Annotated in this window: 20 protein-coding genes; 5 read left to right on the top strand and 15 right to left on the bottom strand. The window is 42.8% G+C overall.

Annotated elements, in window-relative coordinates; genetic code table 11:
- Nucleotides 1-32: 32 nt before the first annotated feature.
- From ABJD64_RS20110 to ABJD64_RS20095, 4 genes are read right to left on the bottom strand one after another with little or no spacing between them, the layout of a single operon-like run.
- Nucleotides 33-437, bottom strand: coding sequence for a DUF1761 domain-containing protein (locus tag ABJD64_RS20110; RefSeq protein ID WP_348180455.1), 405 nt, complete (start codon nt 435-437; stop codon nt 33-35).
- Nucleotides 438-440: 3 nt separating this feature from the next.
- Nucleotides 441-1,013 (bottom strand): DUF5655 domain-containing protein, encoded by a 573-nt coding sequence (locus tag ABJD64_RS20105; RefSeq protein ID WP_348180456.1) that lies wholly within the window; start codon nt 1,011-1,013, stop codon nt 441-443.
- 6 nt (nt 1,014-1,019) lie between these two features.
- Nucleotides 1,020-1,529 carry a hypothetical protein gene (locus ABJD64_RS20100; RefSeq protein ID WP_348180457.1) on the bottom strand — a complete coding sequence of 170 codons (510 nt, stop codon included), beginning with the start codon at nt 1,527-1,529 and terminating at the stop codon, nt 1,020-1,022.
- 21 nt (nt 1,530-1,550) lie between these two features.
- Nucleotides 1,551-1,988 (bottom strand): DUF1761 domain-containing protein, encoded by a 438-nt coding sequence (locus ABJD64_RS20095; RefSeq protein WP_348180458.1) that lies wholly within the window; start codon nt 1,986-1,988, stop codon nt 1,551-1,553.
- 167 nt (nt 1,989-2,155) lie between these two features.
- Here ABJD64_RS20095 and ABJD64_RS20090 point away from each other — a divergent pair, with 167 nt between their 5' ends.
- From ABJD64_RS20090 to ABJD64_RS20080, 3 genes are read left to right on the top strand one after another with little or no spacing between them, the layout of a single operon-like run.
- Complete coding sequence (locus ABJD64_RS20090; RefSeq protein WP_348180459.1) at nt 2,156-3,193, top strand: histidine kinase; 1,038 nt, start codon at nt 2,156-2,158, stop codon at nt 3,191-3,193.
- A gap of 3 nt (nt 3,194-3,196) precedes the next feature.
- Entirely contained in the window at nt 3,197-3,943 is a 747-nt protein-coding gene (locus ABJD64_RS20085) for a LytTR family DNA-binding domain-containing protein (RefSeq protein WP_348180460.1), read from the top strand.
- Nucleotides 3,944-3,986: 43 nt separating this feature from the next.
- Complete coding sequence (locus ABJD64_RS20080; protein ID WP_348180461.1) at nt 3,987-4,391, top strand: hypothetical protein; 405 nt, start codon at nt 3,987-3,989, stop codon at nt 4,389-4,391.
- 26 nt (nt 4,392-4,417) lie between these two features.
- Here the strand turns inward: ABJD64_RS20080 and ABJD64_RS20075 are convergent, their stop codons facing one another.
- Nucleotides 4,418-4,969, bottom strand: coding sequence for a hypothetical protein (locus ABJD64_RS20075; protein WP_348180462.1), 552 nt, complete (start codon nt 4,967-4,969; stop codon nt 4,418-4,420).
- Nucleotides 4,970-5,080: 111 nt separating this feature from the next.
- Between ABJD64_RS20075 and ABJD64_RS20070 the strand changes: the two genes are divergently transcribed.
- On the top strand, nt 5,081-5,749 hold the full coding sequence (locus ABJD64_RS20070) for a hypothetical protein (RefSeq protein WP_348180463.1): 669 nt from the start codon (nt 5,081-5,083) through the stop codon (nt 5,747-5,749).
- 8 nt (nt 5,750-5,757) lie between these two features.
- Nucleotides 5,758-6,216, top strand: a complete 459-nt coding sequence (locus ABJD64_RS20065; RefSeq protein ID WP_348180464.1) for a nuclear transport factor 2 family protein — start codon at nt 5,758-5,760, stop codon at nt 6,214-6,216.
- A gap of 66 nt (nt 6,217-6,282) precedes the next feature.
- Here ABJD64_RS20065 and ABJD64_RS20060 read toward each other — a convergent pair whose 3' ends face one another.
- The 10 genes from ABJD64_RS20060 to ABJD64_RS20015 all read right to left on the bottom strand — a co-directional run bounded on the left by ABJD64_RS20060 (nt 6,283) and on the right by ABJD64_RS20015 (nt 24,253).
- The gene (locus tag ABJD64_RS20060) at nt 6,283-6,648 is read right to left on the bottom strand and encodes a group 1 truncated hemoglobin (protein WP_348180465.1); all 366 of its coding nucleotides are present in this window, start codon (nt 6,646-6,648) and stop codon (nt 6,283-6,285) included.
- A gap of 48 nt (nt 6,649-6,696) precedes the next feature.
- The gene (locus tag ABJD64_RS20055) at nt 6,697-9,636 is read right to left on the bottom strand and encodes a G8 domain-containing protein (RefSeq protein WP_348180466.1); all 2,940 of its coding nucleotides are present in this window, start codon (nt 9,634-9,636) and stop codon (nt 6,697-6,699) included.
- On the bottom strand, nt 9,633-9,995 hold the full coding sequence (locus ABJD64_RS20050) for a T9SS type A sorting domain-containing protein (RefSeq protein ID WP_348180467.1): 363 nt from the start codon (nt 9,993-9,995) through the stop codon (nt 9,633-9,635). The genes ABJD64_RS20055 and ABJD64_RS20050 overlap by 4 nt, the downstream gene beginning before the upstream one ends.
- Nucleotides 9,996-10,121: 126 nt before the next feature.
- On the bottom strand, nt 10,122-11,954 hold the full coding sequence (locus ABJD64_RS20045) for a tetratricopeptide repeat protein (RefSeq protein WP_348180468.1): 1,833 nt from the start codon (nt 11,952-11,954) through the stop codon (nt 10,122-10,124).
- A gap of 187 nt (nt 11,955-12,141) precedes the next feature.
- Complete coding sequence (locus ABJD64_RS20040) at nt 12,142-14,418, bottom strand: GH92 family glycosyl hydrolase (RefSeq protein ID WP_348180469.1); 2,277 nt, start codon at nt 14,416-14,418, stop codon at nt 12,142-12,144.
- Nucleotides 14,419-14,431: 13 nt separating this feature from the next.
- A complete protein-coding gene (locus tag ABJD64_RS20035) occupies nt 14,432-16,660 on the bottom strand; it encodes a DUF4838 domain-containing protein (protein ID WP_348180470.1) in 2,229 nt (742 codons plus the stop codon).
- A complete protein-coding gene (locus ABJD64_RS20030; RefSeq protein ID WP_348180471.1) occupies nt 16,653-19,106 on the bottom strand; it encodes an ABC transporter permease in 2,454 nt (817 codons plus the stop codon). The genes ABJD64_RS20035 and ABJD64_RS20030 overlap by 8 nt, the downstream gene beginning before the upstream one ends.
- Nucleotides 19,107-19,265: 159 nt before the next feature.
- Nucleotides 19,266-20,516 (bottom strand): PNGase F N-terminal domain-containing protein, encoded by a 1,251-nt coding sequence (locus ABJD64_RS20025; protein WP_348180472.1) that lies wholly within the window; start codon nt 20,514-20,516, stop codon nt 19,266-19,268.
- Nucleotides 20,513-21,883 (bottom strand): glycoside hydrolase family 125 protein, encoded by a 1,371-nt coding sequence (locus ABJD64_RS20020; protein ID WP_348180953.1) that lies wholly within the window; start codon nt 21,881-21,883, stop codon nt 20,513-20,515. The genes ABJD64_RS20025 and ABJD64_RS20020 overlap by 4 nt, the downstream gene beginning before the upstream one ends.
- Nucleotides 21,884-21,943: 60 nt before the next feature.
- Entirely contained in the window at nt 21,944-24,253 is a 2,310-nt protein-coding gene (locus tag ABJD64_RS20015; RefSeq protein ID WP_348180473.1) for a GH92 family glycosyl hydrolase, read from the bottom strand.
- Nucleotides 24,254-24,283 lie beyond the last annotated feature (30 nt).

Genomic DNA, 24,283 nt, shown 5'->3' with positions numbered 1-24,283 from the left:
AGTCGCTTACCCAACAAAGAAATACACCATTTTTACTTCCAAACTCCCAGAATAGCTCCCATAACTACAAATGAAACCACATGATATCCGGCATTGATCAGAAAGAATCGCATGGACCGGCGCTCGAAGAGATAAGTGACTCCCATAGCGGCTGCAATCCACCCGGCCCCTGCTAATAGTCCGGCAACGATACCCCACATCAAATCCGGCTCACTTCCCAAAAAGGCCGCCAGATTAAAAGACATGATCAGTCCAAGGACGAAGGCTCCGCCAAATATCTTTGCCGGATTACCTTTTTTGAGTTCTTCATCAGACAGGCCTACATCTTGTTGCCAAATCTTACCGAACAAAACCGGCGAATACCAAAGACCACCGATTAGAAATGTAGATAATGCGGCTACCAGTACCGCCAGATAGTTTATTGATGGTAATTCCATGTTTTATTTTTTTTGGTTAACAATTTGATTTGCTTCAATCATTTTGGCCTTTAGTTTATCATTCACTTCACTTTCTTCATAAACTTCTACCATATGCGAAATGCGTGGCATAGTACCCAGATTTTTTGCTTTTTGCACGTAATTATCAAAAGGCCTATCTGCCAAATCAAGCCCGACACGCAATTGCTTTTTATTGACTTTGACTACCGCAAACTCTTTATCGTTGCGGAAGGAAATATATCCCTTGGTTGGTACAATTTGCATGTTATGGAATTCAGCCAGTGCCAGGGATTCGATTTTATGATAGATCGGCCGTTTGTCTTCATTGTCTTGAAAATGTGACTCAAACAATACCTTAGAATCATAAACCGGAAGCCCATTATTCAAGTAGATAGCGGCTATAAAAGTGGCGTGCATATGCCCAATTTCCTTTTCTGACTTAAGCCAGTCCAGGGCTTGTTTCATTTTCGAAGGATTCTCAGATTTTAGAATAGCCATCCACTCTTCTACAGTATGACCTGTTTTTTCTTTGGCCGTATCTATAAACTCCTTTTCATATTCTTCATTGGTCTTCATGAGATCTTATTGTCTTTTTATTTCATTACTAGAAAAAACCTTCCATTCATCTCCTGATTTCAGATTGACAGAAAAGAGATAAGTGTCCTTATCCACAAATTTCCACGTGTCCCGCATCAGCTGTTGCCTGCCCTCTATCTCATATAGGTATTCATAATGAAATCGATCCTTTTCAAACACACAATCTCCGATAGTTGCACCTCCCAAAACATCGAATTCATAAAATTTCACAGTTTCGGTCTTGGTATCCCAGGCACGGATGCCTTCATTGCGCAAACCATATTCTCCAGTTTCCTGATTTACAGTACCATAAGTTTTCACCTTCATAATCTGTCTATTCAGACCCCATTCAAAGATGTGCTCTTGTTTGAATTTTTGTCCATTTCCCCACTGGCCTTCATAGAGCCATGTACCACCAACAAGGTTTTCCAGTGCCTTATAGGCAGTTTCTTTTGAAGTCTGCCCATAACTCAAAGTGGAGCTTAGAAGCAGTACAAGTAGCAAATATTTTATCATAGGACTTTTCCGTTTTATATGTTAATTCCATTTCGCTTCTACACTCTCATACTTTCTGAGCAGCGCGAGTACCACACCGACCATTTCATATTCTATCAAGACCAGCAACTCATCTATCAGGGTAAGTTCAAATGGTCTGAGAGTGAAAAAATTTTGGGTGGTCACCTGCATAAAGACCAAACAAAACCATAATAGGAAGGCAATCTTTAACCCTTCAATGGCCGTTTCTACCTTAAGCCTAATAAACAACCAAGCCATAAAGTAGCAAAATGCTGCGGCGTTCAATATGGCAATCACATAGCCGAACGTTCCGAAATCATCAAAATCATCAATGGTGAAATTGTTCAACTCCATCCATCGGATACCAAAAAACAATTGATCGTACCATAGCATTGGAATGACCTGTATAATGGCCACTAAAACCCAAACAGCTACATGATTGATTTTTTGTGTTTTCATAAGCAGGTTACAAGTTTTGATTTTCAATTGCTACGAACCATGGTCAACTTATCAGATAGGATCTTGATTCGCTTGATTAAATATATCCCTAAATTTGACACGGTGGAGGTTAGAAAAACCGAAACGGAAAAAAAGCCGACTGAAGCGGAATAAGTCATAACTGACATATGAAGATTACTAGTGCAGATATTGAAGACAGGGTCATCAGGATCATCGGCCCTCAATTTTTTGGGATTGTCATCCCAAATGCAACGGGGCTAATCAGCAACCAGGACCGCTCTGTTATATTCTTAATGTTGTCCTATCTGTACTTCATCGGTCTTGCTTCTATGATCTGGGAGGGCAATAGGTTTTTGCTTTTCAAACTCCAGGACAAATTCAGCTGGTTTATACACCCTGCGCAAAAGGCACTGACCCTGCTGGCCGCCAACATTTTGTACACGACCCCACTAGTCATGTCAGTTTTGATCCTGTGGTATACCATGGTCCGCTTACCTATCGATTGGAAAGTGGTTCAGATCACTGCTGCAGTGTGTGTGGTTTGTGTCATTTTCATTACCCACGTTTACGAAACGGTTTTTCTGATCAAACAACGGGAGGGTGACATGGTAGAGAATGAACGATTGGAAAGAGCCAAAGTACAAGCCGAACTCGAAGCGCTTAAAAATCAAATCGATCCCCATTTCATGTTCAATTCGCTCAATAACTTATCACAACTGATTGATTTGGATTCGAAGAAGGCCAAAGTTTTTACCGAAAATCTGGCTGAGGTCTATCGCTATATTTTGGGCTATAAGGACCAGGAATTAGTCCTGCTCAACGATGAAATTGATTTTATGAATCAGTACACTTCTTTGCTTCAGCTTCGCTTTGGAAAGGCGCTTCTGGTAAAAAATACTTTCGAATCTAATCAGCCCAATAGCTATCTGATTCCACCTTTGTCGGTATTTATGGCCATCGAAAATGTGGTGAAACACAATGAAATAACCAGAAAAAAACCATTAACTGTGAAGCTGAGTATTGAAGAAGATTACCTCCAAATAGCTAACCATTTGATCCCTAAATCTGAGAAAACACATTCTTCAAAAATAGGCCTTAAGAATCTAGAAGAACGGTTTCTTCTCATCGCGGATAAGAAGATTGAGGTGACTCAGTCCGACAACCAGTTTCGACTCGCACTTCCATTGCTCAAACTTAACGCCTGACCTATGCGCATACTCATTATCGAAGACGAACCATTAGCCACACAAAAACTCGAGGCTTTGCTGATGTCCATTGACCCTAAAAATGAGATTGTCGGGAGGTTAGAAAGTGTGAAGGAAACCATAGCATGGTTGGATGCCAACAACAGTCCTGATTTGGCTTTTGTGGACGTGCAGCTGACGGATCAAAATTCATTTGAAATATTTAGAAAAAGACAAACGCAATTTCCGATCATATTTACCACAGCCTACGATAAATACATACTGGAATCATTCGAATACAATACCCTGGATTACCTCCTGAAACCGATCCAGGAACCCAGGCTTAGAAAGGCGCTTGAGAAAATAGAAACACTCGAGTCGCACTTTTTTCAAAACAAACTAGGTCAATTTCTGAAACCATCTTCTGGAAAGACTGCCAAAGAACGCTTCATTGTAAAAAGGGGGATTGACTACCTATCCATCCAGGCTAAAGAGGTGGCCTACTTTTTTTCCGAACACAAAATCGTTTTCCTTAAGGACAAAAAAGGCAACAATTTTATCATGGATCGCACTTTAAGGGAATTAGAATCTGATTTGGACCAGAAATATTTTTTCAGAGCCAATAGAAAATATATTGTGAATATCTCTGCCATCCATAAGTTCAAGTCAGATCATGGCAAGGTGCAACTTGAGCTTATTCCGGAGGCACAGGAAGATATCCTGGTAAGTAAGGAAAATGCTCCGGCCTTCAGGAAGTGGATTGCGGGATAAATCCAAATCTGGTATATTGAACCTGACTTTAACCTGATTTCAAATGAGAACTAACAACTTGATATGGGCCGTTTATTTTGTTTTGGTAGTAGTTGCCATCATTTTCAACGGTGGTGAACATCCAATTATTAGCTCGGGACCTTATGCTTATGGGAAATACATTGCATGGCTGGCATTCATTGCCTTCACCGGGTATAGCTACTATTGCAGCACAAAAGAAAGCCTTTTCCGAACCACCAAGACCATGCTGAAGCTGCATTGGGGCCGTCAAATTGGCACTGACCTTTATATCGGCCTTTCACTTTTTATGATAATGGTCTTTTTTCACCAGGAGTCAATCGTGGCTCCGCTCTTATGGGTGCTTCCGGCAATCGCTTTTGTGAATTTAGCTACACTACTCTATGTAGCTTTGCACTATGATTCAATAGTGCAGATGTTAATGAGTTGAACTCTTGTTTTTTGAAATAGATACGTTTAGTCCCAGGTAATCGAGGTCTCAAACCTATCCCGGCCTTGTGCCATCGATTTGGTGATATCGATATTGAGGTTTTTGCATCCGCAAATTTCCAATGCCATCTCCATCCAACCTGCGATTCGGTATTCAATCAACTCATTTTTGATCGGTAGTTTGGTAAACTGAATTACCATTGAGTTGTCTGTGCTATCGACCACAGTAAGGTCAGTAGGCTCATAAAATGTGGCGATAACACGTGAAGCCCTTTTCAGTAAAAAGGCTGGCGAGCTGATCAAAACGAAGACTTTGTATATACCAGTCAATCCCATTTTTGCACTATATCTACCCGATTCCCATGCTCCTTTTTTCTTATCCTGATAAAACATATCACAAAGCACCTGAGTGGGGGCAATTACTCCCGGTTCTACAGGATACCAGTTGGAAGTCGATACAGATGATAAGAGTAAATTCGATGCTTCAGACAGGCCTTTCTTCCAATCCTCATACTTACTACTATGTACATCTGCAACAAAGCTATCGATGCTCTTAATTACGGATCCGCGAACTTGCATACTCAAACGATTATAGATTGATTAATTTCAAATATAAGGATAATGAAGAAATCTGCTAAGATTAGCGAACGAAACTAACTTCAACGAATTCAGTTTTATACTTAACTCACCATGCAATTTGAAAAACTGACCATAGCAACGAAAAATGCACTCAGGCAAGGCCGATTCTATATCGAACTTTTGGGATTTCCAAGCTTGAAGAGTAATTCAGAGGAATTGATCATTCAAGCCGGAGCCACTCAACTTAGATTTAGCTCAGCAGAAACCCATCCGGTTTATCATTTTGCCTTTCTTATACCTACAGGAAGTCTTGAGGCGTCTATTGATTTTGTAGAATCCAAAGGCATAGAATTACTACCTCTTCATGGTGATAAAATCATTCATTTTGACTCTGGTAGGTCGATTTACTTTTATGACCCTGATGGGAATATCGCCGAGTTTATAGAGCGTCCTAAACTGAACTACCCTGGAAAAGAGACTTTCAATATCTCTGATGTAATCCGTATCAATGAGATTGGACATCCGGTGTCGCATGCGCTGAATGTCAGCGACGAATTGATAAGCAACCACGGCATAAGGCCAATAAATCCTAAGGCATTCAGAGAAAATTTTTGTTGGGTGGGCGATCATGAAGGAGCCATCATTGTGGTAGAAAAAGGACGTCATTGGCTACCAACTGAGATCCCCTCAGAATACAATGATTTTGAACTTGAGTACGCAGAAAACAACACCCATTATAAATTTAAGTGTGTATCTGGAGATATTATCTCCAACCAATAGCCATAATCATGAAAACAACAATTTATCATTTAGCTCTCCTTTTAGTTGGCGTTGCCTGCACCGTCGAAGTATCAACTGAGTCTGATTCCAGCCAACTCAATCAAACTATTGATGAATTTAATAAGGCCTTTGAGATGTGCGATATCCAAACCCTGGACCGTCTGACTACCGAGCCATATGTGCATTCTAATGGCAACAATCCTGCTATTACTAAAAAAGAATGGATGGCCTATTTGAAAAAACGAAAAGCTCAATTGGACGGCGGTCAGTTAAAGGTCACCAAGTATGCTTTATCTGAAAAGAAAGTCACGCTACATGACCAGTCAGCCATTGTTACAGGCCTGATAGAAATGGCTGGCATGCTTGATAGCCTTTCTTTTTCAAGAAAAATCAGAGTTTCCAATTTTTGGATTAAGGAGAACAATCAATGGAAAAGAGCCGGATTTCACGATACAAGAATGGAATAATACCAATATACCCATATAAGAGCGCATAACATCGGAGAAACCACGGCCCTATAGATGTCATGTCATTTACCTCCCCAGGATATCGTCTTTGGTAGTCAATGCTACAGACACTACTTCATCTATTAAATTTTGGGCAACACTTAGCTCTTGCAAGGTATCTACCAGGTGTCCTGCCACTGCATTGAAATGTTCCTCCGTAAGATTCATGTGCGCATGAGCATCTCTCATGTTTTTTCCTGTATAGGCCATGGGAGCTCCGAAGGCATACGCCAAAAAGGCCTTCTGCTTGCCAGACTGTGCTTCAATATTGATGTTCTTGAAAAAGTGGCTGATTCGTGAATCTTCGAGTACTTTGTCATAAAAAATATCTACCGCAGCATTCACAGCGTTCATTCCGCCAATTTTCTCAAAAAGGGTTTTATTTTCTTCCATTTTAGATTTTTGTTTATTTATTGAAGTGGTTGAAAGTTTCTTGTGCGATTAATCTTCCGCTCTAATCTTTAAGAGCAATGTTTCGTTGAGTACGTCTTCGAAGTCGTCATCTGCTTCATTGCCGGAAGGCGACTGCCAAATACCTCCCCTAAGCTTCACCCAAATGCGGTCTCCATTTTCATCTTGCCACCAGGTCTCACCATCGGATTGAACGACATCGTTCAAAGAAGTCAGTTCGGCATATTCCACGTAGTTATTCAAATTGCTTTCCTGCTGAATGAAGACCACTGGCGAGATGTCTGAGTCAAACTGAATGCCTATAACCTGTGTATCTGTAGTTTCAAGCATGTTTTCGACATCCATTTGAAAATCAGTAGGTGAAATGAGTTCGTCTGGAAAGGTAAGTTCATAGATTCCTTCGCTTGTCGTTGCAAAATCGCGCATATGGTTGAGCGCCCACTCGGGCTGGGCACTGGTGACATTCCATGTGGCCACTTCATTGTAATTATCATCGAGTCTACTCACATGGATAGCCATATAATCCTGGAAAGGTTTGTTTTGAGGCGGTACGTAGCCATCACCGTGCAATACGAAAGATAGAAACCCGTAGAATGGACCCGGTACACTGACACCACCAACGACCTCGGTTCCTAAATTGTCAGTGGTTATTGTTTTTCCATAAGTAAGAAAGGGATCGTCATACACAAAATAATTTCCGGCAGGGCCCCAGTGTCCTTCGGGATCCCAAAGTGCACTGGCCAATGTGAAGTAATCGTTTGCTGCCTTTAATTTTACACCGGGATGCGATTCTATCAGCAAGTTATTTGTATTCCGAACCTGGCCTTTATCTACCGGTCTAATGTAATAATCGTCGGTCGCAAAAACTCCGGCTCTGTCATGTTCGACTACATTGAAGTTTACCACCACGTTATTTCTCATGCTAAAAGCACTATGATAAGTTGCAAATGCCGTAGGAGCGGATGAGGGGTGAAATTGGAAGTCAGCTGTTTCTGGCCTTCCGGTTCCGTTCATGAGGTAGTTTAAGGAAGTGCCTACTACCAGACTCCTCTCAATGACGCCATCGGCACCTGATCCGGCAAAAAAGCGTCCACAGTTGTCTGCGGATACTACTTCAATGATGTCGGTCCACACCCCTCTGTCCCATGCGCCATTATCCTGATTTTTCCAGGTCTTGTATCTTGAAAGCGTAAACCGTCTCAGTGCGTCGAAAGGAAATCCATCTGTTCGTCCATCTGTAGTAGACCAATATTGTACAGGTTGTGTGGTTCCATCATTGTTGACTTCAACATCATCCAGGTGAATCCCATCATTTTTGTTGGAATGTGCGGTGTTGTTGTCGAATGTTCCAAACAAAAGTCGGTTCGGGCGTAGAACGAGTCCATCCGTATGCAACACGCTTTGACTGAGGCCCCAGGGCTGTTCCGGAAATGTCAGCCAAAAGCCAAAGGTTTGACTATCTGCCGCAGTGTTATTGGTAACTGTATTGTCAGGATTGCTGATCCAAAAGGCGGAGGAGCCAAGCTCTCCCGTTTCGTGCTCTTTCAATTGCGCTCCCCATTCCGGGTTTCTGATGTGCAAAACCAGGTTGCCATCAATAACATTGCGACGTTCCACGGCGTCTTCGGTAAAAATACCGTGACCTCTTACATCATAAACGATATTATCCTCGACGGATACGCCATTGGTTCCATGTATAACTATTCCCCGATTGGTTGAAGAATTAATTGTATTGCCTCTGAAATATTGGCCTGTGGCATCGTCAAGCGTCTCAGTACCTGCATAGCTCAGCATGTGCCAATGAAATGGATACCTTCTAAGTCGGCCTCTTTGACCTCCTCTTTTGAATTCGACTCCCTCGATATGTGCCGTGCCATTGGGCATAATCATCGTATGCACACCAAACCCCTGTATGTTCCACAGATCGTCTTCCGGGGCCTGGATCACAATATTTCGAGTCATATGCCCAATCTCTGCACGTTCATCTAAAATAAGCGGAGTTGTTGTGGTCTCCGTGTCTGCTACCGGTGGTTCCACCATTTGGGCTGAGGTCAGACTCATGCCGCTTTCCGTCGCATATTGCAATAGCCCCCAACGGAAGGCATTTAGCCCTTCGGAAATATCAATATGGCTCCCATCCACACTACTCAGTGTTACAAGCTGAGTAGTGGAAATTCCATTTCCGGCTTCATAATAATCCGTTGGTGCTATTACAATTTCATCCCCTTCTTCCCAATCGGCTGCTGGTTCAATCAGATCTAGTGATTTGCTTCCTAATTCTCCGTGACCATCAATTTTAGTCCAGACGACTTCTGGTATTGCACCATGCAATTCCAAAGCACCCTTCATCACCATAATGCCACGAGTTCCCATGTTCATGACACTGGCTTCGGTGCCTGTATCATTTATAGTAAGAATTGCCTTTTGTTCGAAAGGTTCCTCTTCAGTGCCAATACGAAGTATGCCTCCATTGACCACAATCCATTTAGATGCCAGTGTCAAATCTTTTCTGTCAAAGACTAAAACTCCTTCGACAACCAACCCTCCCAGTTCCGGTGGTGTTTCGTCCAGAATCACTCGCGTGCCACTGGGAATAAGTACTTCTTGTCCACTAAGCGGTTTTCCTGAAGCACCCCAGGTTTGTGGGTCGGACCAAAGCAATCCGTCGGTTTCATCCGAGCTAATGACTTTGATGGTTTCAGAATAATGATTGTCACAGCTTTCATTCAGCACTCTAGCTCTGAAAGAAGTTGGGAGATTAGAAATTTCAGCTTCATATACTCCAGTATTAGCTCCTACTATATCCGTAAATTCCATCCCATCGTTTGACAATTGCCATTGAACATCACCATCAAAGGAATCTGCTTCTAGCTGGACGATGTCGCTGAGGTCGGCTTCAATGGTCTGCTGAGCGAGCAAGCCACCTGGCAAAATGGTCGCAATAAGAATAAAAATAAGTCTGTACATCATCGTTTGAGTAAGATTTTGACTTGAGCAATTCCCTTCTGGTGTTTGATTTGAAGTACATAAAAACCACTTGGGAGTCCTGCTATATTTATTTTGGACAAGGGCTTATCGATGGCAGACCTTAGGACCTGCTTTCCTGAAGTGTCAATCAATAGTGCCTCTGCCTGTTGGAAGAAATGCTCAACAGTCAGGTATTGATTCGTGGGATTAGGATAAACTGTGACCTGACTTAATGTAGGGTGCTCTGTAGACAAAACTTCGCAATCAGCTAAGGCAATGGCGACCTTGACTTTGTGGGTTTGCTGGGCAAGTGCTGCATTCGCCAGCAAAAGAAAAGTTATAAGGGAGACATACTTGTTCATGCTCCAAATGTCAATCCAGAGGCCGCAAATGGCAAGAATAGATGGTCTACAAATGAACTACAAGTAGCGGAAAGTAGTGAAAAGGAGTCCTATTTGATCAAAAAAAGCCAGGTTGGAGGCGATTAATTAAGCCTTTGTGTTAAGCGTGGAGACAAAGTCAACAAGTTCCACGTCTTTGGGAAGACCAAGCTTCTTTTTAAGTCTGTATTTTGACATGACCACACTTTTTGGTTCAACATTGAGTATGGATGCAATTTCTGCATTGTTCAGGTTGAGCTTGAGCAGCGAACAAAGTCTTAGATCGTTGAGTGAAATTTCAGGGTATTTTATTCTCAACTGCTCCACAAATCCATCGTGAGTGCTGTTAAAAAATTGGTTGAAATTTTCCCATTCTCTTTCAAGGCTCTTGTTGATCTTGATGGTATTGATGAGTTGCTGAACTTCTCTTGACTGACCATTCATTTTAGGCACCAGGGCATTGAGTCCATCCTCTACTTCCTGAATGTTGTTGTTCATCCTGATCATGTGGAGTGTCTGCAGATGAAGGTCCTTTTTCTTTTGCTCGACTTCTTTTGAGAGCTCCAAAGATCTTAGTCTCTGAATCTTTTGGCTGTTTCTGTGCCAGACAATGATAAAAACAATTAAAAGTATAAGTATGAGCACGATGGCGATGCTTTGCCGGACAACCGAGTCGTGCTTCAACTGATCTATTTGCGCTTGAGATTCGAGGGTTTCGATCTCCTTTACTTTTTCGAGGGTTTCTATTTTAACCCGGAGGTCTGCAAATTGCTTTTGGCTGTCTTCATTATAAATCGAATCCTTGTATTGCAAGGCCATTTCGAAAAATGGTATTGCCCTTTTTGGCTGGTTTAATTTGGCATAAGTCCTGGAAAGAATCTCCGAAGAACGAAGAATCGACCACTTAATGTCATAGTCCTTGGCGTAAAGATTAGCCTCGTGCGCATATTTCAGTGTGCTATCGGGTTGATTTAATTGCTCGTACACCTGGGCTATTTGCAATTTGATCTGATCCATACTACTGCCTTCCGGGTTTTCTTTCAGTAATAAGACGGCTTCCTTATAAGCGCTTAAAGCTGCCCCGTAGTCTTTCTTTAGCACGTACAAATCCCCGGCCTCAAAAAGCTGTGAGGGTATACTAAAATAATGACCGGCGCGCTTGGCAAGTACTAATGCCTGCTCGCTATAAAAAATAGCACTGTCGACGTGATCCAATTTTTGATGTGCATAGCTCAGTGCTGTCAGGGCTATTTTCTTATCGGTAACATTGGAGGTATCACAAATGTTATTAGCTTCCTGTGCCACCTCAAGGGCCTTGTCATATTCTTTCAACATGGTGTAAACACCCACAATATTGCTCATGAGCCTAACCAATCGATTTTCCAAATTGCCATTAAGTGCACGAACTTTGGCCTCTCCGTAGTATTCCAATGCTTTTGAATAATCCCCTTGCAGATAGACCAGGCGACCCAGATCATTCAACGTGTAAAATTGGTTGACGGTAGCTCCAACATTTTCAAAGATGGCTAGCGCCTCCAGAAAAAATTCTTCGGCTCCTTTAAAATTATTTCGTTTCAGAAGTATCCTACCCTTGGTGTTGACCGAAAGTCCCTTTTCTACAGATTCATCTAAAACCCGGGCGGTAAAATCGAGTAGCTGATAGGCTGTATCATATTGATGTTTTTTATAAAAGTAGTAGCCGGCAAGGAATTGCGCATAGTGATTTTCGAAGGAATCAGTATTTGACCCCTGATAAATGAGCTGAGCATAAACATAAGAACTATCAGGGTTTGATACTCTGAGATCATTACCTCGATTACACCAGGATTGAAGCTGATCTTTGGACATTCCCTCACTTTGAGAAGGGTTACCGAAAGATTTACCTACGCTGGCCATAAAACAGGTGGACAAGACCAAAGCGAAAAATACAGTTGCTCTCATAAGATTTTTTTCCTGCCAGAACTAATTACCAGCGCCAGTCTAGTTCTGTATGCTTAAAATATTCATACTATTTCTCAAATTTACGCTATTTCCATTGATGATAGAATGATATAATGCCTATTTATACTTGCAAGCACCAGAAACAATTGGTCAGGAATAGGCTATTAAGAAATGTTGATTGAAGTAGTTAGTTATTATCAGGTTGATTCGTCATCTCAAAGACCAGCTCACCGCCCCTTACTACGTCTTCATGAGTAATGAAATTCCTTGAAACCTGTTGTCCGTTCAGTGATACAGATTTTACAAAGACATTTTGTTTGGATTGGTTAATCGCATTAATGGTAAAAGACTTGTTATCCGGTAGGATGATGGTTGCCTCCTCCACTGAAGGAGAGCCAAGTATGTACTTCCCATCAGCAGGATTAACCGGGTAGAAGCCCAATGCGCTGAAAATATACCATGCCGACATTTGACCACAGTCTTCGTTGCCGCAGAGCCCATCCGGTTGTGTGGTATATAACTCGTCCAGTATTTGTCTTATTCTTTGCTCACCTTTGTTAGGTACGCCGGCACTTCTGTATAGGTAAGGCACATGATGAGAGGGTTCATTACCGTGAATGTATTGTCCTATATTTCCTGAGATCCAGACGGGGGTCTCTTCTGCAGACTGAGATGTTTCAAAAAGTGCGTCTAACTTCTTTTCGAAAGCCTGATTACCACCGGTCAATGCGATCAGACCGTCGATGTCCTGTGGGGCAAACCAATAATATTGCCAGGCATTTGCCTCAGCATAGTCTTCCGGATGATAGGCCAAAGGATCAAAGGGTGATCTGAAATTGCCTGATAGGCTTTTCGCTCGAAAAAACCGAGAGGCAGAATCGAAATGATTCTGATAGTTTTTAGATCGGTTCATAAAGTACTCATAGTCCTCTTCCTTCCCCAAATCTTTGGCTACCTGCGCCAGGCACCAGTCATCAAAGGCATACTCCATGGTCAGGGATACATTCCAACCAAGAGAGTCGTACGGTACGTAACCAAGCTCTTTGTAAGCCTTAATGCCGAACTCATCTTGCATAGCTGACTTTTTCATGGCCTCATACGTTTGCACAGGGTCTTCTCCCAGTTGCCCTTTAAAATAGGCATCTGCTAGCACAGGTAAGGAGTGATAGCCTAACATCATATCCGTTTCGTTGCCGTGCATGTTCCATACGGGAAGTTTTCCGTACTCTTCGTAATGACCCATGAGGGATTGCATCATATCTGGCACACGATCGCTATACAACAAGGTTGCTAATGGGTGCCAGGCTCGAAAAGTGTCCCATAATGAAAAGATGGAATACCTTATGTAATCGGCCTGATGGATACTTCCATCTGGTCCTTTGTATTCTCCGTTTACATCCGAAAATGTAATAGGTGCCAACATGCTATGATACATGGCGGTATAGAATTGAATTTTGTCATCTTCGGTAGTTTCTACCTGAATTTTACTCAATTCATTCTCCCAACGTGCTAGCGCCTGTTTGCGTACCAAGCCAAAATCAAACCCACTTTGTTCGTCTTCCAAATTGGCTTTGGCATTGGCCATACTTACTGAACTGATGGCAGTCTTCACCATAATTTCACCTCCTTGACTTTCGTCAAAAAAGAACTTACCAAGCACATTCTTTCCACTGATCTCTGATACGTCTGACACCAAAGTATCATTTTCACTAATTGCGAAAGCGCTAAATGGCTTAGAAAATACGGTGTAAAAATAAACTCGCTGATCTCTGGCCCATCCTGACGATTTTCGATACCCGGTAATGGTCGAGTCATTGACTACTTTCAACTGGCTGTCTGTTACCCAATCCCAGTTGCGAGCATAGCCCAGATGAAGACGTACCGCCATGGAGTCGGTCCGATCAAAATTGTATCGTTGAAGTCCTGACCTCGTGGTGGCAGTCAGTTCTACATCAACTTGATAATCATCCAAATAGACCTGGTAATAGCCCGGTTCGGCTGACTCCCTGCTATGACTAAACCCAGAGTGAACAGTCTCTCTTTTGCTCACCGAGTCGAGTCGTGTCTGCTTTTCTTTTCCCGAAACGGGTAAGAATGAGATGTCACACAAATCGCCCGCCCCTGTACCACTTAAATGTAAATGGCTAAATCCTGAGATCACCGAGTCAGGGTAAAAGTATCCTGAGATCCAGTCCCAACCATTGCGGCCGTTGTCCGGACTGAGCTGCACCATTCCAAAAGGAACAGTAGCTCCAGGATAGGTCTTGCCTTTGCCTGCTGTACCTATAAATGGGTCTACATAGTTAGTTAACTCAGATTGTTTCTCTTCCCCTGAATCACTGCAACCATATATCAGGCCAGCTACCAAGCAAATGCCTGAAACATATTTTTTAAGGCTCATATTCTTTTTTCCAGTGGCTTGATATGACTCTTTTTTTTCTAAAAAATTCAGTGCTTTGCTCATGCTTAAAATTCAATTACTCAATGATAATTTCATCTGCAAAAATCCATGTTGGCAAACCTGCGGCATGGTGCCAATAGGGTGCCTTATTCATGTTTCGAGCCTCTATCCGGATGTATCGTGCAGACATTGTATTCCATTTCAAATTGAAATACTTGATGTCATTGACCTTACTCTCTTTGTTCAAAGGCTCATCGTTGATGACAGTCCCCAGTTTCACAAAGTCTACTCCGTTTTGAGAAGCAGAATAGGTGACCTGTTCGGGGAAAAATACCACGTGATTGGTGACCTGCAAAAAGGCCAAACTGATCTGATTGAGCTCTTGCTCTTTTCCCATATCAATTACAGCTTCCATATTTGTGCCCTCAAAACCTAACCAGTTGGCATAAAACCCATTCCCTCCTAAGGCTCCATCGGTCAGCACCTGTGGGTCTTCATTCGCATATTTTTTGGGTTGCGTGCCTAAAACCACTTTTTTGCCCAGGGCTTTATTCGGAATGACGGCTATTTGAATGGCTGCCTGATAGTTGCGAACATATTCGTCTACGGCAAACCCCATTTCATTCATCATTTTTATCCCGGCATCAGCGCATGTTTTTTCAAAGCGGCTCAAGCGCTTTAGAATGGCGGCATTGGCCACATTCGTACCATCACTGTTTTCCTGCACCAGGCTGTACGCTTTGGTAAGGTTTTTTCTGCTGGCCTCCAATATGGCGTAGTCTATACTTAATCGCGCCGTTCTAATTCGCTGCAGAAGTTCTACGCTATCTAACACTGCCTTTTCTGCCTGGTTGAAATAGTTATCAAATTCAGACAATAGCTCAGGTCTTAGATAGGAATCAAAAGCTTGTGACGGATCTCCGTACAAAAACAAAAAGAAGTCGGGGTCTTTGCTCAATTCCTCATGTATCCGGTCTACATACTTTTTTACATAGACGCCTCCCTCCTGATAATAACCATCAGTAAAATCCACGACCAGATTTTCCAGGTTCGAGTCCGGATTCCAAAGCAACTTGGCCATCACGTATGAGCGCAACTCGAATAATTCGCTGGGATTATTTGAATGCTGTTCGAAAACCCATTTTGCCTTATTGTCTCTGAAAAATTGAATATTCGGCTGCAGGGTTTCGATATTGGGAAATGGCGCCAGGAAGTTGGTGAACTGAGTGGTATAATCCCATATCCTGATGTTGTCGCTGATCTTCTTCCATCCTATTAAATCCTGAGCGAAATCCTTGCATTTATCCTCGATGGGACCACTTCTGTCACATTCTATGGAGCAGAGGGTTACCAGTACGTTTTTTTCAGGGCTAATCTGTGGTGGTTTCCTTGTATATTGATAGGCTAAGGTAGAAATGGTTTTATCAGGAAAGGCACGCGCTACCTTATTCACAAAATGTATCAATGAACCTGCATGAGAGCCTTCTTTTTCATCGATGGCCGAGCAGTTCTCACATTTGCAGTATTGCTGATTGTCATCCTGACTCACCGAAATCACACTAGCCTCAGGGTATTGTTTGAAGTAGGAGGCGACAGAGTCCTTGACCAGATCCAACACACGATCATTGGTCAGACACAGTTGGGTCGGCAACCGCCTGGTCCCTCGCAAAGCAAAATATTCCGGATGGTCTTTATAAAACTTCTCCTCAGGCATAAACCTGTGAAAAGTGTGGACTCTTGCTTCCGGCACATAATATGGAAAAGCCTCGTAGCTTACTTTCAACTTATCAGCAAAAGCATGGTTTTCATAAAACAATTTTGAGTGAACGGTTCTTGTCAGAATATCAGGTGTGTAGGAATAGTCAATCTCATCGGGTAAAATAATGGTTCGCTGTATGGGCACTTTTTCCACCGTCGGACTGTACCATCTACATCCGAGATGATGTTCTAAAAATTCGAATATGGCATGTTTCAGTGCTTCATTTGACCCTCCCGAAAGGATCAAATTTTTCCCCTCTGTTTTAATCGAAAGCTGAGCTTTTTTCTGCTTTGAACTGACCCGAAGATAGATTTTGTGCAGCGCATCATTTTGATCCTTTTCATTGACAATCGGTAATTCAGCGCCACTGATCTGAGCCAGGTATCGCTGAAGTTCCAATGCAGGCTGGTATTGTTTGACATCTGCCACGTCACTGAGTACAATTTCATAAATGGAATTACCATCTTTCACCAGCTCACGTTCGGCCGAGCAAGCTGATAATAACAAGCCAATTACCACACTGAACACGATTGAAAATTTATTCATATCTGATAGCATCTACAGGATTGATAAATGCTGAGCGCGATGTTTGCCATACTACTGTGACTGCAGCCACTAACATGACAGCCAACAAGGAGGCGATAAACAGCCAGGCGCTTAGCGGTGTACGATAGGCGTAATTGTCAAGCCACAAATTTCCTCCCCACCAGGAAAGTGGAATAGCTATAGCAGCTCCTATAAGTACTAACCAAAAAAACTGCTTACCTAATAGTACAAATATGAGCTCAGGAGAAGCTCCCAGTACTTTTCGAATGCCAACTTCTTTGGTACGACGTGCTGCCATATAGGAAGCCAGACCTAATAACCCCAGACAAGTGACAATAATTGATAATCCCGAAAAGACACTAAAAACGTGGCTAAACTGCTCGTCTGCTTTGTATTGCTCAGCAAAATGGTTGTCTAAAAAGAAGTACTCGATCGGGTTGCCTGGGAAAATGCGAGCGTAGACCTCCTCAATCTGAGCAATGCTGTTGGACATATCCTGCGCACCGACCTTAAAACTATAATAGTCAATAGGTGCGTTTTCAAAATTGAAAAAGGCCATTGGTGATTGCTCGAAGACTAAAGAGCGATAGTTGATGTTTTCTACAACTCCAATCACGGTCACCTCACTCCATCGATTCTGTTTGATCGATATCACCTGGCCAAGAACTTCTTCCGGAGCGCTGAATCCCATTTGCTTTACCGCCTTCCTGTTCAGCATAACCGCGTCCCTGTCGCTCGCTATATTCTCCGAGAAATTTCGGCCTGCAATAACGTCAATCTCATAGGTTTGTAAAAAACCTTCATCTGTAAATATGTACAGGGCAAATGTGGCTTCTTCGGTGCTTTGGCCTTTCTTCTTGATGGAATTAATCATGCCATTGGTGGCTCCTCCAGGAATACTTGAAGAGGCTGTAAATTGCTGAATTCCTGCATACTTCAATATTTCATTTTTGAAGTAGGCCTCTTTTGTATTGTATGTCGAATCGGTCATTGACGGTGCTTTTACAACCAATACCTGATCCATATTAAACCCCAGTTGTTTTTTTTGCATAAATGAGAGCTGGTCAAACACAATCAATGTCCCTGCGATCATGAGTATGCTCACGGCAAATTGAAAAACTACCATCACTTGTCTGAAACTGAGTTTTTGACCACCTGAATAGAATTTGCTTTTTATAGTCTTGATCGGCTTGAAGGATGACAAGACAAACGCAGGATACGATCCGGCTAGAATTGTTCCTCCGAAAAGAAACATCAACAATATGATCCATGTAGTGCTCTGACTCCAAAGTCCGGACAGCCAGACGTCCTGAAAAATAGTTTTTCCCACAAGAGTATTGAATGGCGAAGCGAACAGGTAAACAAGAACTATCGAAACCAAAATGGCCAGTATATTGATCAAGGCTGATTCTACAAGAAACTGCTGAAACAAGTCTTGCTTCCGTGCTCCAATGACTTTGCGAATCCCAACTTCCGGTGCACGCTCAAGTGAACGAGCGGTAGAGAGATTGACGTAGTTGATCCATGCAATCAATAAAATAATCGCCGCGATAATCACTAGAAAAGAAACCATTTGCGCGCTTCCTTTATCTTCTGATCTGCTGTCGAACTCACTATACAGATGGATGTCGGTAATTTGTTGAAGTTCCATTTTTTCCTTTATTCCAAATTCCTCCATCACGTCGCCCAAATATTTAAGGACAAAGACATCGAGTTGCGACTCCAGACCTTGTACCTCAGTATTAGGTTTTAGCTTGACATAGGTATGAAACTCAGGCCAAATCCAAGTGTTGTCTATATTGCCTTCAAATACGGAGAGGGAAAGTAGTCCATCAATATTCAAATGTGAATTTTCCGGAATATCTTTCATCACTCCTGTGATAGTGACTTCAAAATCTCCCTGCAAAGCCACCGTTTCACCCATTGGGTCCTGTTCGCCAAAGTAGCGCCTGGCGGTATGCTCTGAAATCACAAAATTCCGAGGGCCAGACAGGGCAGACGAGGGATCACCTGATATCAGAGGCAAAGAAAATACATCAAAAAACGTAGAGTCTGCTATGTAAATATTGCTTTCATAGAAGGTGCTTATCTCTCCATTTTTTCCTTTATAACTGAGGACAGAGGACCCTGCAAATATTTTGACATCCACCACACGGGTAACTTCTTCTATCTGAGGAAAATCAGCTTTTAGGGCTGGGCCTGCGGCAGGGTGATTCGTAGACATCATACCTACTCCTACTTTGTCAGGGTCAGACATCCCTAAATTCAGTCGATATATTCTAGAGGCGTCTTTATAGAACTTGTCATAGTTCATCTCATACTTGACGTACTGCAGTATGAGCAAGCATGCAGCCATCCCAATGGATAGTCCCAAAAGGTTCAGCATTGAAAATTCTTTACGCTTCATTAAGTTGCGCCCGGCTACTTTGAGGTGGTTAGTAAACATATCCTTATCTTTTAATGAAAAATGATTTCAACTTATTTGATAAAATATTTCTCTTATATATGACTGCCGAGGAGTTACACCATTTCAGGAATTTCTCCATCCGCTTTTCTTATTCGCCTCGCTTTACTCCTCTAGTTATTCTTTTAAAGACAACCATAGTTATTCAATGTCACTTTCATAAACCAAATAGGCTGATACCAGCCAATGGTTAAACTTATTTTCTTCCATCGGCTGAGCGGGGATTGATATTTTCAACTGATGACCTCCCGCAGACAAATCGCCCAACGAGATGGTATAAGGCTCTACATAGGAACCCGGGCACCAATTCGACCTGGACAGATCAGAGGAAGCCTGTCGCTCCTCGATGTACTTCACTTTGTATTTCTGAGCTTCCCAATCGATATAACTGGCCGAATCTTCTATCAGCCATACCCCCGATGATGGATTGAACCTCCTGAAAGAAGCACAGTCGTCACGCCAGGGAATGGTGTCTAAGATTTGCTTACCATCCAGGTAAAGGGAGTTTTTTGTTTTCACGAATTCATCTCCTCCAGAGTGGCCGCCATGACCAGTGGTTATATATTTGAGTTCAACATTTTTAAGTGGTTGCTCCACGTTGAAATCAATTTCAAAATCACCGTCTGCAAAAAATTCAGGAATGCTCTGACCCTTGCCGTAGTAGACTGTATTGGCCAATGGAACGATCTTTTTCCTTGACAAATAGCGCTCTCTTACATCAATATCAACACTGGCTTCATACCCCTCCTTGGTCCAGGAATCAATCCATATTCCGATATACCCACCGTCAGCAAGGGCCTGATAAAAATCACTAATGTCTGCCTCCCATACTACCTCCTTTTCCCATCTGGGTACATACACTGGTTTGCGATGATCATCTTCTCTTTCTTCGCTATAAAACCCCACACCGAAGGGCGTCATGAATCGCATGAGTTCTACAGCAGGAGCAAAATTGTCAGCCACCTTTACCCCACCAAATTTTTCTCCAACACTGGAGCCTGCGGGGTATTTAAAGTTTTCGTCGCCAGACTGCAAAAGACTCAGCTGTGTAGTATCCTGAATAAAAAAACAAGACCCCGATTTGTCCCAGCGGTCACCGGCAGAGCGAACCGTAACCCTGATAAAAACTTCAGCACCAGCCTCAAAGTTTGGAAGCTGCAACTTCTTCAGCGCCAGTCGTCCGCTTTCGAGTCGGATAACCTGTGTATCGTCTGATTCTTTCCCGTTGAAGTTGATTGGTACACTTTCGAATACTCTCGTAGAATAGTCGCCGGAAGGGATGTAAGTCCTATCACAAGCTGATAATCCAAAAAGAATAACTAGTACCAAACCATAATACATGCTCCTCAGTATATTCAAATGATTGTGTGTATGGTCGGTCCGTCTTATCATACTTTCTTTAACAATTCTGGTCTTTCACGATAGATTTTATAAACCAGTTCTCCGAAGAGTGTATTTGCCCACGCAAACCAATCTCTTGTGTATTGTGCCGGGTCATCTTTGTGAAAGGACTCATGCATAAAGCCTGTTCCGGCGTGAGTGGCTATCAACATTTTCAGGCAGGTCATAATCTCCTCGTTATCAGCTGAAGTCAGGGCGCGCATAATGATACTCATGGGCCAGACCATATCCGCTCCAACATGCGGCCCACCGATTCCTTCGGCATGTTTTCCTTTAAAGAACCAGGGATTGCTCTGGCTCAATAGAAATTTTCGGGTGTTTTGATAGATGGGATCATCAGCTGCCATGGCACCCAAATAGGGTAGCGCCAGCAAGCTGGGGATGTTGGCATCATCCATGAATAGCACATTGCCAAACCCATCGGCTTCATAGGCCAATATTTTACCAAAATCAGGGTGGTTCCCATATCCAAATTGCATCAAAGCCTCTTCTACCTCATCGGCCAAAGATTCTGCGTTAAGAGCCAATTGATCATCACCGATTGCCTCAGTCGCTATTTCAGATAGTTGTCGAAGCGATACCAAAGCAAAATGGTTTGAGGGAATCAAAAATGGTAGGATGGTAGCGTCGTCCGATGGTCTGAAAGATGAAACTATAAGTCCAACTGGTTTTACCGGATGGCCAAAACCATTTTCTATCAAAGTCTCAGATGCCTTAGACGCCTGGCGTGTAAACGAATAAGGACCGCGATTTTCTTTTCTCTGCTGCTCTTTGAAAGTTCTGAGAATAGATTGCATAGCCAACACCCAATCCTGATCAAAACAAGATTTATCATTGGTCGTTTTCCAATAGTGATACGCCAATCGAATGGGATAGCACAAAGAATCTATTTCCCATTTTCGTTCGTGCAATTCTGGTTTCATCTCCGTGTTGTCGGATTCCCATTTGCTTCCTAAGGGGCCATCATTGAAGGCATTGGCATAGGGGTCGGTCTGGATGAGTTTACTCTGACGAAAAATCAAACCACGCACCAGTTCTTTCAACTCATTGTCTTCGTTGACGAGCCTTAAGTAGGGCCAAACCTGAGCCGTGCTGTCACGTAGCCACATGGCGTCAATATCTCCTGTGATAATGAAAGCATCCGGCTTCTCATTTTCAACTTTAAATTTAACTGTAGTGTCCAGGGTATTCGGAAAACAATTCTCGAACATCCATGCGAGCTCCTCATTCCCGATAGCCTTCTTCACTTCTTGAATGACTTTTTCCACAGCCTTACTGGTAAACTTTCGATCGGCTTTTGCGGGTCTTTTCGACACATATTCGTCAGGTCTTGAAAAGGACATATGCGGGCCTATCATCGTAGCTCCTCCTGAGAGTATTGAAGATTTTATAATGAAGTTTCTCCTGTCCATTTTGATTTATTTTAGACTCATAGAAAATGGAACCGACTCTTCCGACGTGCCCCAAACCTTATTAGGATTTGGCCCCATTTGGAAAATAAGTTCGCCTCCGGATTGAATGTCTTTGTGATCCAACCAAGTCCTGTCGTACGTCTTGCCGTTGAAGTTTACCGATTGGACGTAGACGTTTTCTTTGACATTTCCCTTAGCTTCTACTATAAATTTATTTCCGTTTTCCAGGGTCATCGTCACCTTGTCAAACAATGGACTACCTACAACGTACTGCGTGGTTCCGGGAGTAACCGGATAAAACCCCAAAGCACTGAAGACATACCAGGCTGAGGTCTGTCCGTTGTCCTCGTCGCCACAATAACCATCAGGAGTTGGGGCATACAACTTCCTAAGTACCTCTCTTACTCTTTTTTGTGTTTTCCAGGGTTGTTTTGCGTGATTGTACAAATAGATCATATGCTGAATGGGTTGATTCCCGTGTGCATAATTTCCCATATTCACGATTTGCATCTCTCTGATTTCATGGATGGTAAACCCATAATAGGAGTTATCGAATTTGGGTGGCATGGTAAAGACTTCATCCAATTTCTGAACAAATGCCAGATCTCCGCCCATCAAATTGATCAGGCCATTGATATCCTGAAACACCGACCAGGTATAGTGCAGGCTATTGCCTTCTGTAAAGGCATCGCCCCACTTGAGTGGATTAAAGGGGGATTGAAAGGTGCCATCCTGATTTTTTCCACGCATCCATTTGGTTTCGGGATCGAAGAGATGTTTATAGTTGTAGGCTCTTTTAGTGAATTTTTCCACGTCCGCAGTTTTTTCCATAATTTTTGCCATTTCCGAAATATTGAAATCGGCAAAGGCGTATTCCAGGCTACGGGCAGCATTTTCATGAATCCCGACATCATAGGGTACATAGCCGAGCTTGTTGTAATAATCGACCCCTTCGCGCCCTACAGAGCTTACTGGTCGGCCTTCCTCTACTTCGGCATTCTTAAGGACCGCTTCATAAAGTGTTTCGGAATCAAAATCACGTATGCCTTTGACATAAGCATCAGCAATGTTGACTGCGGAGTTCGAACCGATCATGACACCACGATGCCCGGGACTGGCCCATTCAGGAAGCCAACCTGACTCTTTGTAAGTATTGGCCAAGCCGTCCATAATCTGCGCATCCAGGGTCGGATACATGAGCGTAAAAAATGGAAAAACTGCCCGAAAAGTGTCCCAAAACCCATTATCCGTAAACATGTATCCAGGCAGTACTTCTCCATTATAAGGACTGTAATGCACAATCTGATCATTGGCATCGATTTCATAAAATTTTCTAGGGAAGAGCAATAACCTATAGAGACAGGAATAAAAAGTTTGCATATCCAGCTCGTCGGTATCTTCTATTTCTATTCTATCAAATTCCTTTTTCCAGGCCTGATGTGCTTTAGACTTTGTGGTTTCAAACTGATCCTGCCCGATTTCCCGATCCAGATTGATCTGAGCTTGCTCTGGGCTAATAAAGGACGAGGCCACTTTTACATGTACCCGTTCTCCTGTTTTTGTCTTGAATCCTACTACCGCCCCTACATGATCGGCTTCACTTGTTTTTGAGTTTTCCAACAGCTTCCAACCATCGGTCCACGTATGGTTGATCTCAAAATCCTTGTCGAACTGAGCTACGAAATAATTGTGAAAATTTTCAGGTACACCACCATGATTGTTTCGAACATAGCCTATAATCTTTCGCTCCTCAGGAATGATTTCAACCATCGATCCCTTAGCGAAGCCATCCAGGAGGATATAAGCATTTTCTTCTTCCGGAAAGGTAAACCTAAAATGAGACGCACGTTCTGTAGGCACAACTTCCATGGTGGCATCATAGTCTGCCAAATAAACACTGTAGTGATAAGGAAGGGCCGTTTCAGCTTTATGCGAAAACCAGGAGGCACGTTCGTCTTCCTGAATTTTGAGCTCGCCCGTAACCGCCATCAACGAAAAAGCCGCATAGTCATTCAGCCACGGACTCGGTTGGTGCGTTTGTTTGATACCACGAATTTTGTTTTCATCATATTTATAGGTCCATCCGTCTCCCATCTTGCTCGTCATCGGAGTCCAGAAGTTCATACCCCAGGGCACTGCTGTAGCTGGATAAGTATTTCCATTGGATAGGCTAAAATCAGAATCGGTACCCATCAGTGTATTGGCCATAGCCACATAGTCAACTTCTTCATTGATTTGTTCATTGTCTGTTTTTTGACAGCCAGAGAAACAAAGGATCAATAGCAAAAAGGCACAACTGGTAAAATATTTAAGCATAGTTTTAGTCATTTAATTCTGGTCTATTCG

The organism is Reichenbachiella sp. (genome assembly GCF_039944555.1).
Classification (GTDB): Bacteria; Bacteroidota; Bacteroidia; order Cytophagales; family Cyclobacteriaceae; genus Reichenbachiella.
The sequence above is the reverse complement of the archived record's forward strand: the minus strand, read 5'-3'. Positions and strand labels throughout refer to the sequence as shown.